Source organism: Streptomyces sp. UF-297 (assembly GCF_058245575.1).
Map to the genome: position 1 here is coordinate 117658 of NZ_JBSIBZ010000014.1, position 13361 is coordinate 131018.

Here is a 13361-nt window from a genome sequence, read left to right on the forward strand (position 1 = left end):
GCCTCTTACCGTTCTCCTCGGCTCTCCTTGAATCTCCTCGAATCTCCTCACCTCTCCTCGACACGGTCCGCCGTACCGGCTAACCGGCCGCCCCCGCTCCGCCCAGCGACTCCTGGGAGATGCGGAACACCACGAACTCGGCCGGCTTGACCGGTGCCACGCCGATCTCGCACACGACCTGGCCGGATTCGATGACATCCGGCGGGTTGGTCTCGGCGTCGCATTTCACATAGAACGCCTCGTCCGGGGTGGCGCCGAAGAGCGCGCCCTGGCGCCATTCCCCCACGAGGAATGCCGCGACATTGCGGCGGATGGTCGCCCACAGCCGCTCGTCGTTGGGCTCGAACACCACCCACTGGGACCCCTGGAAGATGGATTCCTCCAGGTAGTTGAAGAGCCGGCGCACATTCAGGTAGCGCCATGCCGGATCGCTGGAGAGCGTGCGCGCGCCCCAGATCCGGATACCGCGCCCGGGGAAGCTGCGGATGCAGTTGATGCCAGCCGGATTCAGCTGCTCCTGCTCGCCCTTGGTGATCTGGATTCCCAGATCCAGCGCGCCGCGCAGCACCTCGTTCGCCGGTGCCTTGTGCACACCGCGGGCCTCGTCGTTACGCGCCCACAGGCCGGCGACGTGCCCCGAAGGGGGAATCATGAAGGTGTTGCCGCTCGATGGATCGGCGACCTTGATCCACGGGTAGTAGAGCGCCGCGAATTTCGAGTCGAAACCGGCCTCGTTCTGGCGCCAGTCGTACACCTCGCTCGGCCCCATGTCCGGCAGCGGGTCGATGATGGCCATGCGATTGGCCATGCCCTCGCAGTGGTTGATCATCGCCAGCTGTACGGCCTTGACCTGCTCGCGGGTCAGGTCACCGCGCCCGTACGCGGCCATCAGGTCCGGCGCGGCCACCATGGTCACATCGTCGATCGCCTCCAGGCCCGACAGGCCCGAGCGCCGGCTGACGTCGCCCACGTACGTACCGACGACCCCTTGGGCGGCGCCCGCCGAGGCCCCACGCGAGGCTGCCGCATCCTGTGCCGCGTCCGCAGCCGCAGCCGCGGGCAGCACGAGGGACTGCTTCTCGGGGAGGGCCAGCGCGGCACCGGCGACAGCGGTGTCCTCCTCCACGAGGACGAACTTCGAACGCGCCTTGACCTGCGTGACCACATACTGCGCCGAGGCCTTGTCGGTGGAGACGTCGAACGACTCGACCACCGAACCGCCGACCTTGACCAGCAGCCGGTAGGCGTCCTTGGCCTCCCCGCCGTCCCCGGCGCTCTTGGCGTCACCCGGCTTCGCGGCGCCGCCGTCCTCCGCGTCCTTGCCCGCCTTGGCGGCCGACGGACGGCGCGCCTTGGTCCCCGCGTCCTCCTCCGGAGCGGCGGCGCGCTGCACTTCCACGGCCACGTCCTTGCCGGCGGCCGAGGGCAGCGCCGCGATGCGGAAGCCGCCCAGCGCCTGGCGGGGAGCCTCGGTCACTGCCGCTGCGCCGCCGGAGTCCGCGGCGCCCGTCGCGCTTCCGCCGCCGACCCGCACGACGTAACACGTACCGCCGCCGTTGGCGAAGTACCCGTACACGGAGTGGCCGAGGTAGGAGCCCGGTGCGAAGTCGCCGAAGGTGTTGGTGAATTGACTCCAGTTGGTGACCCGTACGGGCTCGTTCAGCGGACCCTCTTCGGCGAATCCCACAAAGGCCGCGACTGCGGTGCCCACCCCCTCGACCGGGCGGGAGCCACCCTCCATTTCCTCCACGAATACACCGGGGGACAAGTAATTAGGCACCCATCACTCCTTGTTTCCATTTCACTCATGTGCGCGCCCGTTGATTCGTACGGAACCCAAGTCCGTGTATGCGGCAGCTTTAAGAGGGGTTCGGTCCGAACCCCGCACATCCGGCGCTACCGACCTTCGGCCGTCGAATCAGCGCCCCACGGAGATACTTGCAGTGATCGGCAACAACGGCGCAGGGACTTAAGTCCCTTGAGGCCAGGACGAACGTAACCGGGACCGCTCGACGGCAAGGCGCTCCGGCTGAATTGCCCTCGACTCAACCGGCGACCGCCATTTCGCAGATTCGGCATGTATGGTGCCCAGCAACCAGGACGCACCTCTTGGCACCTGATGAGTCATCAGATGGGAATCATTCAGTTGAAAGCCCAACAGATAAGCCTCGACGGTTGAATTCCAAACAAGGTTTCGCGTTCGGGAACAGAGGGAGGACGCGATGACACTGACACCCGCCGGCGCCAGAAACACCTCGAGTGCCACGAACGCCACGAAGAAGGCGGCATCGCCAACGCCGGGCAGACGCCCCGCCACAACGGCCCTCACGGCTCCGGGCCGCGGCACACCGACAACGCGCAACAGCGCGCAGGACATCGCCCGCCTCGACCACTGGAGCCGGCAAGGCGGCCACGGCGAAGCCATCGACATGCTCCGCCAGGTCGGCAACGACTGGGTGGCGGCCAAGAAGACCTATGTCGGCCGGTCCGGCAAGCCCATGCTGAAGCTGACGGAGTTCCGCGAGGCCTACGTCAACGCCGTGCTCGACGCCATTCTCGAAAGCTACACCGGCGCCACCAAGAGCGCCGTGGGAAGCCAGAACGAGACCTCCGACTACGACGTCACGCTGATCGGCGGCAAGCAGACCTGGTCCGCGATGAAGGAGTTCAACGACACCTTCCGCGGGATATGGGGCAAGGAATCCGGCATCGTCTTCGACACCAATGTCTATGTGGGCACGATCCCCCCGCCGACCCTGCAGCACAGCCCCGACTCCTGGCTGATGAAGGACGGCCCGCCCGGCGCATCGAAGGAGTGGCAGTACGTCCAGGAGGCCGCGTCGCTGGCCAAGCTGCGCCGCTTCATGGACCAGCGCGAATGGGAGGCGTACGTCACCGAGGTCACCGACGGCGTCATGGCCCTGAATCCCGGCGTACAGCGCAGCTCGGGACAGCGCTTCTCCCAGACCTCGCACGCCCGGGGCGCCTTCTGCGTGGCCGACGGAATGTACGGCTCCTACACCCGCAGCGTGGCCCGCAAACTGAAGTCGGAAGGCTACTTCGGCCCCTCCACCCAAAGCGACGACGACTTCGTGCGGTCCATGGAGCACCGCGAAGAGAACGCCGTCATGCGCGCCCGGAACATGATGTACACCATGCACACCCGCGGCGCCCAGAACACCGAGCGCTCATTCCTCCGGTCCGATGCCCCGTCCGGCCAGCAGGCCCCCTGGCTCTCCAAGCCCAGCATCGGCGAGCTGAACTCCAATGCCCTCCTGTACGCGATGGAGGCCTATCATTCCGCCGGCGCGGTCTTCGACGTGGTGTTCCAGCAGCAGGCGGGCCTGCTCGACCCCGCGGACCTCGCCTTCTCCGACTACGTGCAGTCCTTCAACGAACAGGTCGGCGACACCCTCAAGGACCTCCACCATTACGAGAGCGACGCGGGAAAGGCGTTCTACCAAAGCGCCAAGTACGTACGCCGCATGGCCATCGCGGCGGACTCACTCCTGCAGCGCTGCGGCGCGGCCCTGCCTCCCGAGGCGGCGGAGCTGCTCGACACTTTCCGTACCCTCAGCGACAAGAACGGCGTCCTGTTGCGCCTGCGCGGCGGCGCCGACCCCGCCTTCGCCTCCTTCACCGACGCCCAGAAGTCCACCGCCGCCACCGACCGCACCCGCGAACTCCTCGGCGTCGACACCCTCCCCGCCTTCAAACGCAAACTCCTCCAACTCGCCAAAGCAGTCCACGTCCTGCGCTACACCCGCACCGACCACACCACCCGGCGCCCGGACTTCACCGCCGACACCCACAGCTGAGGACACCCGGGCAGCATCTGCGCGGTCACGGTGATCTCGCCCACCGTCGCACCCGGCGCATGCCCGGCACCTGCCCGGCGCTCCTGCGCAGCGCGAGCCGTACCAGCGCCGCGCCGACCGCGAGAGCCCTCGGGCCACCGACGGCGTCTTCGCAGCGCGAAGGAGGGACGTTCCCGGACCGACCCCCGTGACGGTCCGGGAACGGGCCCAACGGCGGTCGCCGAACTCCCCCTTGGGCCTGCACTTCCACAGTGCCGTCCGCGGCGGCGCCGCACATCAACCCACGGTTCTACATCGTTCCGCCACACGGCCGAACTGCCGCACAACCATCGACCGATGGACACACGCCCCGGATCGGGGGGCGGCCTCAAGATCGGGGGCGTGCGCCCCGGGAGCGGGCGGCGGCGGATGCGCCAATTACCGTGAGATGACGCTTATTTGACTGTCGCTTGACCCTTTGTCGAAGGTAATCTTCCGGCAACGGGTAGCCGCGGCGGCAATCGGGCCGCAGACATCCGGGCGCGCGCCACAACACAGTGCCGCGCTCCCTGTGGCAACCGCTCGGCGCCCCACCCGCTTCTCCTTCCCCGTGTCAACGGCGGCACGGCCGACTCAGGCTGCCGTGCCGTAAGGACGCGCTGTCCCTCGACCCCATAGCCGACCTGAACACACCGCGCCCGCGGAACTCACGGGCGCAGGAGAAAGGCCGCCATGCAGTCCCTGGTAGACAACGCCCGATCATTCACGGCGCACGTGGCCGAGCGCGGCGAGGAGTTCCGCGCCCTCGAAGCCGGCCAGTGCCCGCAAGCCCTGTTCATCACCTGCTCCGACTCTCGTGTGGTGCCCTCCCTGATCACCGGCGCCCGGCCGGGCGAGCTGTTCGAGCTGCGCACGGCGGGCAACATCGTGCCGGAGTACCGCAACGACCACCCCGCCGGCGAGACGGCCACCATCGAGTACGCGGTACGAGTGCTGGGCGTGCGCGACATCGTGGTGTGCGGGCACTCGCACTGCGGCGCGGTCGGCGCCCTGGTGCGGGGCGAGGACCTCTCCGCCGTACCGGCCCTGCGCGGCTGGCTGGCGCGGTCGGCGGCGCGGCCCCGGGCGGGCGCGCCCTCGGCCGCCGACCTGGCGGAAGCGGTGCAGCACCATGCGGTGACCCAGCTGGAGCGGCTGGGCGCCTACCCCTGCGTGGCGGAGCGGATCGCGGACAACTGCCTTGCCGTACACGCCTGGTACTACGAGGTGCACACCGGCGTGGTCAAGGAGTACGACACCAAGGCCCAGCGCTTCAAACCGCTGTGACGGACGGCCGCCGCCCCCCTTCCTCCCGCTCCGCTGTGCGAGGCACCTCACCCATGCGCATCACCTCCCTGCCCGAACGGTCCGCGCCCGCCTCCCTCAAGAAGCTCCTGTCGTCCTCCCGGCACGATGCGCCGGCCTCTCTCGTCGTCTTCCTCGTCGCCCTGCCCCTGTGCGTAGGGGTGGCCGTCGCCTCCGGCGTACCCGCCGAACTCGGCCTGGTCACCGGCATCGTGGGCGGTCTCGTCGTGGGTCTGCTGCCCGGCAGCAGCCTCCAGGTCAGCGGCCCGGCCGCGGGGCTGACCGTGCTGGTCTTCGAAGCCGTACGGGAATTCGGCCTCGGCGTACTGGGCGCCATCGTCCTGGTCACCGGGCTCATCCAGATCGGCCTGGGCGCGCTGCGCCTGGGGCGTTTCTTCCGCGCGATATCCACGGCCGTCGTGCACGGCATGCTCGCCGGCATCGGCCTCGTCCTCATCTTCGGCCAGCTCTACACCATGACCGGCGCGGCACAGCCCCGCTCCGGGATCGACAAGGTCAAGGGCATACCGGCGCTGGCCGCCCAGGTCGCCGCCGACCGGCAGGCGCTCACCGCCTTCGCCGTGGGGGCCGCCACCATCGCCGTTCTGGTCCTGTGGCGGCGGCTTCCCTCCCGCGTACGGGCGGTGCCCGCACCGCTCGCCGCGGTCGCCCTGGCCACCGCCGCGACAGCCGTGTTCGGCCTGTCCGTCCCCCGCGTCGAGGTGCACGGCCTGCTCTCCGCGCTCCAGCCGCCGGGCGCATCCGACTTCAGCTCACTGCTCGGCCTCGCCGCCCTCGGTACGGTGGGCGCCTTCGCCCTCATCGCCTCCGCCGAGAGCCTGTTCAGCGCCGCCGCCGTCGACCGGATGCACGACGGCCCGCGCACCGACTACGACCGGGAGCTCCTGGCGCAGGGCGTGGGCAACACCCTCTGCGGCGCGCTCGGCGCACTCCCGCTGACCGCCGTCATCGTCCGCAGCTCCGCCAATGTCCGGGCCGGCGCCCGCACCAAGCTCTCCCGGGTCCTGCACGGGGTGTGGCTCCTGCTGTTCGCCGCCCTGTTTCCCGCCGTGATCGGCACCATCCCCCTGGCGGCGCTGGCCGGCGTACTCGTCCACGCGGGCTGCATGCTCATCCCCTTCGCGGAGCTGCGCCCCCTGTGGCGCAAGCACCGCGGCGAGGCCGTGGTCCTGTCGGTGACCGCCCTGGCGATCATCACCACCAACATGTTCGAGGGCGTCCTGCTCGGACTGATCCTCGCCGTCGTGAAGTCCGCCTGGGAAACCTCCCACCTCCACCTCGAAGTACGCGAGCGCGCCGACGGACGGCTCGTCGTCGCCCTCACCGGCTACGCCACCTTCCTGCGCCTGCCCCGCCTGCTGGCGACTCTCGAAGGCCTCCCCGACAACCGCCGCATCGAACTCGATCTCACCCAGCTCCGCCACCTCGACCACGCCTGCCGCACCACGCTGGAGCACTGGGCGCAGCGGCGGGGGACCACCGTCGACGCGCTGAGCAGAGCCTGACCCGCTCCGGCGCCGCAGCGATCAGTCACTCGAGGAGGCAGGAATGTTCGATCTCAGGGCCGAGGCGGAGATGCGGCTGTACTCGGAGAAGCTCGCCAGGGAACTCGCGCTGAAGAAGCGGCGGGAGAGGCGCGAGGGTCACAACGACCGGGAGCGTCGGAGCGAGGAAGCCCCGCAAGGCGGGGGCGCTCACCCCCCTCCGGCGGACGGCCCGGCACCGGCCGTTCGCGTGAGGGCCTGGTGACGGCCTCGCGCCACGCCTTGGCAATGCCCGGCACTTGCTAACGTCAAGATCCGGCAAAGGCCAGCGCGGTCCCTTCGTGTCGAGCGTGCGGACAGCGGCGTCCCCACGGCGCAGGCCTGTCCCCGTCACCTGCTCACTTTGAGGGGGCCACCCTGCCCAAGCGGTCTGCTCTTCGCCCAGCCGTCCTCCATCGCGACCTCACGGCCTCGCTGGTGGTCTTCCTGGTGGCCGTTCCCCTGTGCATCGGCGTCGCCCTGGCCTCCGGCGTACCGGCGGAACTGGGCCTGGTCACCGGCATCGTCGGCGGCCTGGTGGCCGGCGGGCTGCCAGGCAGTTCCCTTCAGGTCAGCGGCCCGGCCGCGGGCCTGACCGTCCTGGTGTACGAGGCCGTCCAGGCGCATGGCCTCGCCGCGCTCGGCGTCATCGTGCTCGTCACCGGGGCTCTGCAGGTGCTGCTCGGCAGTGTGCGCTGCGGCAGGTGGTTCCGGGCCGTCTCGGTCGCGGTGGTGCACGGCATGCTCGCGGGAATCGGGCTGGTACTGATCGTGGGCCAGGTGTACGCGCTGGCCGACCTGAAGCCACCGGGCAGCGCCGTGGAGAAGATCTGCCGGCTCCCCGAACTGGCGGCGGCCGTCGCCCACAGCCCGTCCGCGCGGGCGGCCTTCGCGGTCGGTACGGCCACCATCGCCGCGCTGACGCTGTGGAAGAGGCTCCCCGGACGGCTGCCCCGGCTGCTGCCCGCCCCCCTCGCCGTCGTCGCCCTGGCCACCGCGGCCGTGGCCCTCTTCGGCCTGCCGGTGGAGAAGGTGCACGTCCACGGCTTGATCGCCTCGGTGTGGCCCCCGAGCCCGGGCGACTTCTCGCGCCTGGGTGAACTGGCCGTACTCGGCACGGTGCTGGCGTTCACCCTCATCGCCTCCGCCGAGTCCCTCCTGAGCGCCGCCGCGGTGGACCGGATGCACAGCGGGCCGCGTACCGACTACGACAGGGAGCTCATGGCCCAGGGCGCGGGCAACGTGGTGTGCGGGCTGCTCGGCTCCCTGCCGATGACCGCGGTGATCGTGCGCAGCGCGGCCAACGTCCAGGCCGGTGCCCGCACCAAGCTCTCCCGGGTCCTGCACGGGGTGTGGCTCCTGCTGTTCGCCGCCCTGGTCCCCGCCGCCCTCGCGGTCATCCCCGTGGCAGCGCTCGCGGGCGTGCTCGTGCACGCCGGAGCGAAGCTGATGCCGGTCAAAGAAGTGGTGCCCCTGTGGCGCGAGGACCGGGGCGAGGCATTCGTCCTCGCGGCGACCGCGCTGGCCATCGTCGTCCTCAACATGTTCGAGGGCGTGCTCCTGGGCCTGCTGATGGCCGTGGCAAAGTCCGCCTGGCAGACCTCCGCCGTCCGCCTGGACGTCGACGCCACCGGCCTCCACCTCATCCGCGTCCGCCTCACCGGCAACGCCACGTTCCTGCGCCTCCCCCAGATCCTCACCACCCTGGAGTCCCTTCCCAACGACCGCCCCATCGCCCTGGACCTCTCCGCCCTGCGCCACCTGGACATCGCCTGCCGCACCGCGCTGACCAGCTGGGCCCAGCAGCACACCGAAGAGGGCATCGATCCGGTACGCGTGACGATACCGACGGCCACCTCCGCGGCGTCTCAATGACCGAGACGGATCGTCCCACTATGGACTGCTCCGCGGGCGGGCATGAGAGTGCCGCTGGTGCAGAGCGAAGCGAGAGCAGTGCGGAAGGCTGCACAGGCGGGGCCGGGGGCGGCGGAGGACGCGGAGGAGGTGGAAGCCGGTCCGGAGAGTTTGCGGCGGGTAGCGGTGGCGTCATTCATCGGTACCGCCATCGAGTTCTCCGACAATTTCCCAGACTAGGGCTCCCACCTGCGGAAACACCCTCTACCTCAAGCAACTGCCAGCACGGGACCAGCACCGTTTCGGCTGGCCAGCAGCCTCCAGCTCTGCGATCCCCACCCGAAGCCCAAGCCCAAGCCCAAGCCCACAGTCCCCGTCGAAGACGGAGTCCCTCACGCTCGGTGTGGGACAGGTCCGGCGACTACCAGCGGCTGCGCAGCGGCCACCGGGCACCACTGGGGGCAGGGCGTGCCGGTCGGCCCAGCGGCGAACCGGAATCCGGGGTGCATAGTGAGGAGTTCAACGACCTCCTCGGTGCCGGCGAGGAGCTGCGGGGTCTTGACCTCGAAGGTGCCCCAAAAGTGCCGTACGCGGTAGCCGCAGTCCAGCGGGCAGCCGACGATGTGGTCCAGCGACAGGCCGCTCTCGCGGTAGGTGACGATCTGGCCCATAAACGGGTCGAGGCCGGCTTGCTGGTCGGCGGGCATGAGCCGCAGGGTGCGGGGGCCGGCGCCGATCTGGGCGATGTCCGGCGCGTTCTGGCTCATACGACCTCCTCCATCCGGACCGCCGAGGGGCCGGAGGAGAACAGCAGCTCGTGGCGGTCGGCACCGAACCAGGTGCCGAAGTCGCGGCAGACCGTTGCCGCGTCGTCGGAGCTGTGCACCAGGTTCTCGATCAGGCGGCCCTCGGCCCTGGACTTGGCCCGGCTGTCGTCGCCCAGATCCGGCCTCGGCTCACCAGCCGCCTCCTCACCTCCTGACGTGCCTGCTCTTCCTGATCGGCCGTCGCCGGGCCGATCGGCCGTCGCCGGGCGGGATCTGCACGATCCGCCAGCCCATTCCGTTCCCGCGACTCTCAACGCTGGCCAAACTGTTCACGGCGGACTACTGGATCGCCCTCGACGACGTCCAGTTCACCCGCCGCGGCTACCAGCGGAAGGTGGGGCATGAGCCACCAAGAACAGGGCTGGTGATCAGGTCGGGTGGCGCCGACCCGCAAGGACAGCGCCACCCGGCATGATCCAACAGCCTCGACCGGGGATTCGATCCCGCTCCATGTCCGGGAGCACATCGAGGCCGGAGGCGCGCAGCTTCACACGGGCATTGATCACGATGCCCCCGGTCAGTACCGGCGGGACCATATCCGGCTCCGTCGCCACTTCAGGGAGTGAACCTCGCTGTCATGGCTCGACTGCCTGGAGACCCTCGTCCGCGAAGCGGCTCAAACTCCTCCCGTACCGGCCAACGTCCTCGACGGCTTCGTCAGCCGGGGCCTGCCCGCCGCTCGCTCCCCAGCGTCACCCTGGCCGGCCAAGGGCAGCAGACATTCTTCATACCGGCCCTTCTGCCACTCGGGTGGTCACTGAAGTGATGATCGGCGTGCCGGTCCCCGGACGTCCCACCCGGCTGATGCCCTGGGGCAGGTTCGGTCGATCATGCTTGCGAGGAGACAGAGTTGGACGGCAAAGGCATGAACTGGGGCCGTGTGGTCCTGGCAGCCGTGGTGATGGTTGCGGTGATGCTGGGCGTGGCGCCCCTAGCTGTGTCCTCCCCCGCTCGCGGGGGACTGTCTGCCGAGCAGCCCCCGGAGCGGCTCCGGGTCATGAGCCTGAACCTGTGGTTCGGCGGCAGCCGCATCAACAACTACCTGGACAAGCAGGTCACGCTGATCAAGAAACACCGGGCCGACATCGTCGGCCTGCAGGAGGACTGGAATACCGACGCGAGCAGAAAGATTGCCGAGCGGCTCGGCTGGCACCGCACCTGGTGGAACAACCGTGGCACCATCATCAGCAAGTACCCGATCATCAAGGGGTCCGAGTCCGGCACCAGCCATTCGGGCGGCGCCACGATCGACCTCGGTGGGGGCCAGCACCTTGAGTTCTGGGCAGCCCACTTCTGGCACGACCCGTACGGGCCGTACGACGCCTGCAACTCCAAGATGACCGTCGAGCAGATCATGCGGCGGGAAGAGGCGTCGGGCCGCCCGAACCAGGCCCGGAATCTGGCCGAGGCACTGGCCCCGAAGATCGCCGAGGCGGACAAGACCCCGGTACTGCTCGCCTCCGACCTGAACACGCCCTCGCACCTGGACTGGACGGCGGCGACGAAGGACTCCCACTGCGGCTACGGGCCCGTGGTGTGGCCCACCACCCGCATCCTGCAGGACGCGGGGCTCAAGGACTCCTTCCGGGAGGCCAACCCGGACCCCGCGCGCACACCCGGCAACACCTGGTCCCCGATCTACCCCCGGCACAACGGGACCACGGGGCCCATCGAGCCGCAGGACCGGATCGACTACGTCCACTACGCGGGCAAGAAGCTGCGCCTCATCTCCTCGCAGGCGGTGGTGGACGGACAGCCGAAGCCGTACGGCGAAGGCCACGCCGACAACCAGTGGCCGAGCGACCACGCCGCGGTGGTGAGCGAGTTCGCCTTCAGGGAACCGCCGACGCCGACCCCCACCCCGACGCCGACGCCAACTCCCACGCCCACGCCGACCCCGACGCCAACTCCCACGCCGACGCCGACCCCGGTCCCGACCCCGACTCCGGTCCCGACTCCCACGCCGACGCCGACCCCGGTCCCGACGCCCACGCCCACCCCGACTCCGGTCCCGACGCCCACGCCGACGCCCACGCCCACCCCGACTCCGGTCCCGGAGAAGGGCAAGGTCAAGGTTGTCAAGATTGATGCCGAGACGAAGAAGCCGCTTGCCGGTGCCGAGTTCCAGCTGTGGCGCGAGTCGAACGGCACTGCGGGTCTGCAGCGGGACGGGCACAAGCCGGACGCCAAGGTCGGAGGGCCCTGCACCACGGATGGCAAGGGTGTCTGCCAGCGCGGGGATCTGGTGCTGGGTACGTATTACTGGCAGGAGACCAAGGCCCCCAAGGATGAGAAGGGCAAGCTTTACGCGCTGCCCAAGAACCCCGTGTCCGGCCCGCTGGTGGTGACCAAGGGCAACGCGAGGACGGGCGTCTCGATCACGGCCAAGAACGTGAGGCCGGACATCGAGACCGACAAGAAGGACGAGGCCACCAACTCGGCGGCCGACACAGAGGGTACGGCGGTCATTCTCCCTGACACCAAGGAGAAGGTCCTTTACACGACCAGCACAAACAATGGCACCGAGCCGTTGGTCAAGATCCGGAACAAGGACGTTGTCACCAAGGGCGATGCGAAGGTCAAGGATCTGAAGTGCACCTGGCCGGACGGTTCCACCAGCATCGATCCGGCGGGCAAGGAGGTGCGCTGGGCGGCGTCCTGGAAGGCGGATGCCGCCAGGAACCCTGCGGCTCAGTTCAAGGTCGGTGCGAGCTACAAGTGCACCGCCATCCTGTATGGCCTGAAGCCGGGCGTGATGCACGGCGACAACTTCACCGTCGAGGGCGAGGGTGCCCACAGCGGGATCACCGTCAAGGACGGCAACCCCTGGCACGGCGTGCCGGTCCGGCTCGTCAAGGTCGACGGCAAGACGAACAAGCCACTGGCGGGCGCGGAGTTCCAGGTGTGGCGCGAGTCGAATGGGACGGCGGGTCTGCAGCGGGACGGCGACACCAAGGTCGGCGGCCCGGTCACCACGGATGCTGACGGTACGGCGCAGATCAAGGGCCTCAAGCAGCTGAAGATGGGCTCCACGTACTACTGGGTGGAGACCAAGGCTCCCAGCGGGTACGAGCTGCCCAAGAACCCGGTCTTCGGTCCGATGGTTCTGACCAAGGACAAGCTCGCCACGACCGCGTCCCTCACGGTCAAGAACGAGAAGCCGGACATCCACACCAACAAGAAGGACCGGCAGACCGGCTCGGACGCGAACGCCGAAGGCCAGGCGGTCGTTCTTCCGGACACCAAGGAGAAGATCCTTGACATCGCCAACACGAACAACGGCACCGAGAACCTGATCAGGGTCAGGAACCGGGATGTCGTGGTCAAGGGTGATGCGAAGGCCAGGGATTTGAAGTGCACCTGGCCGGACGGCACCACCAGCATCGATCCGGCGGGCAAGGAGGTGCGCTGGGCGGCCTCTTGGAAGGCGGATGCCGCCAGAAATCCTGCGGCTCAGTTCAAGGTCGGTGCGAGCTATAAGTGCACCGCGGTGCTGTACGGCATGAAGCCGGGCAAGCTGCACACCGACAAGTCCACCGTCGACGGTGAGGGTGTCAACAGCGGCGTTCTGGTCAAGGACGACGACCCGTGGAATGGTGTGCCGGTCCGGCTCGTCAAGGTCGACGGCAAAACGAACAAGCCACTGGCGGGCGCGGAGTTCCAGGTGTGGCGCGAGTCGAATGGGACGGCGGGTCTGCAGCAGGACGGCGACACCAAGGTCGACGGCCCGGTCACCACGGGTGCTGACGGTACGGCGCAGATCAAGGGCCTCAAGCAGCTGAAGATGGGCTCCACGTACTACTGGGTGGAGACCAAGGCTCCCAGCGGGTACGAGCTGCCCAAGAACCCGGTCTTCGGTCCGATGGTTCTGACCAAGGACAAGCTCGCCACGACCGCGTCCCTCACGGTCAAGAACGTGAAGCCGAAGATCGTGACGGACAAGCGGGACAAGGCCACCAACTCGGCGGCCGACACGGAGCCGACCAAGGTCAAGC

General features: G+C 68.9%; 9 protein-coding genes. 6 read left to right on the forward strand and 3 right to left on the reverse strand.

What is annotated here, in order from left to right:
- Positions 1-79: 79 nt before the first annotated feature.
- Positions 80-1780, reverse strand: a complete 1701-nt coding sequence (locus tag AC4IJH_RS11440; protein WP_490851493.1) for a phage tail sheath family protein — start codon at positions 1778-1780, stop codon at positions 80-82.
- Between the two features lie 442 nt (positions 1781-2222).
- Here AC4IJH_RS11440 and AC4IJH_RS11445 point away from each other — a divergent pair, with 442 nt between their 5' ends.
- The 5 genes from AC4IJH_RS11445 to AC4IJH_RS11465 all read left to right on the forward strand — a co-directional run bounded on the left by AC4IJH_RS11445 (position 2223) and on the right by AC4IJH_RS11465 (position 8560).
- Complete coding sequence (locus AC4IJH_RS11445; protein ID WP_490851494.1) at positions 2223-3818, forward strand: hypothetical protein; 1596 nt, start codon at positions 2223-2225, stop codon at positions 3816-3818.
- A gap of 711 nt (positions 3819-4529) precedes the next feature.
- Complete coding sequence (locus tag AC4IJH_RS11450) at positions 4530-5123, forward strand: carbonic anhydrase (protein ID WP_490851495.1); 594 nt, start codon at positions 4530-4532, stop codon at positions 5121-5123.
- Between the two features lie 53 nt (positions 5124-5176).
- Positions 5177-6667: a SulP family inorganic anion transporter gene (locus AC4IJH_RS11455; protein ID WP_490851496.1), complete on the forward strand. Its 1491-nt coding sequence runs from the start codon at positions 5177-5179 to the stop codon at positions 6665-6667.
- A gap of 43 nt (positions 6668-6710) precedes the next feature.
- Entirely contained in the window at positions 6711-6911 is a 201-nt protein-coding gene (locus AC4IJH_RS11460; protein ID WP_490851497.1) for a hypothetical protein, read from the forward strand.
- A 152-nt stretch (positions 6912-7063) separates the two neighbouring features.
- Complete coding sequence (locus tag AC4IJH_RS11465) at positions 7064-8560, forward strand: SulP family inorganic anion transporter (RefSeq protein ID WP_490851508.1); 1497 nt, start codon at positions 7064-7066, stop codon at positions 8558-8560.
- Positions 8561-8931: 371 nt separating this feature from the next.
- On the opposite strand, the gene AC4IJH_RS11470 is transcribed toward AC4IJH_RS11465, so the two are convergent.
- Together AC4IJH_RS11470 and AC4IJH_RS11475 are read right to left on the reverse strand one after the other, a co-directional pair.
- Complete coding sequence (locus AC4IJH_RS11470; RefSeq protein WP_490851498.1) at positions 8932-9306, reverse strand: hypothetical protein; 375 nt, start codon at positions 9304-9306, stop codon at positions 8932-8934.
- Entirely contained in the window at positions 9303-9425 is a 123-nt protein-coding gene (locus tag AC4IJH_RS11475) for a hypothetical protein (protein ID WP_490851499.1), read from the reverse strand. The genes AC4IJH_RS11470 and AC4IJH_RS11475 overlap by 4 nt, the downstream gene beginning before the upstream one ends.
- A gap of 938 nt (positions 9426-10363) precedes the next feature.
- On the opposite strand from AC4IJH_RS11475, the gene AC4IJH_RS11480 reads away from it, so the two are divergent.
- Positions 10364-13361, forward strand: a 2998-nt coding sequence (locus AC4IJH_RS11480) for a SpaA isopeptide-forming pilin-related protein (protein WP_490851500.1), incomplete at its 3' end; no start/stop codon positions are given.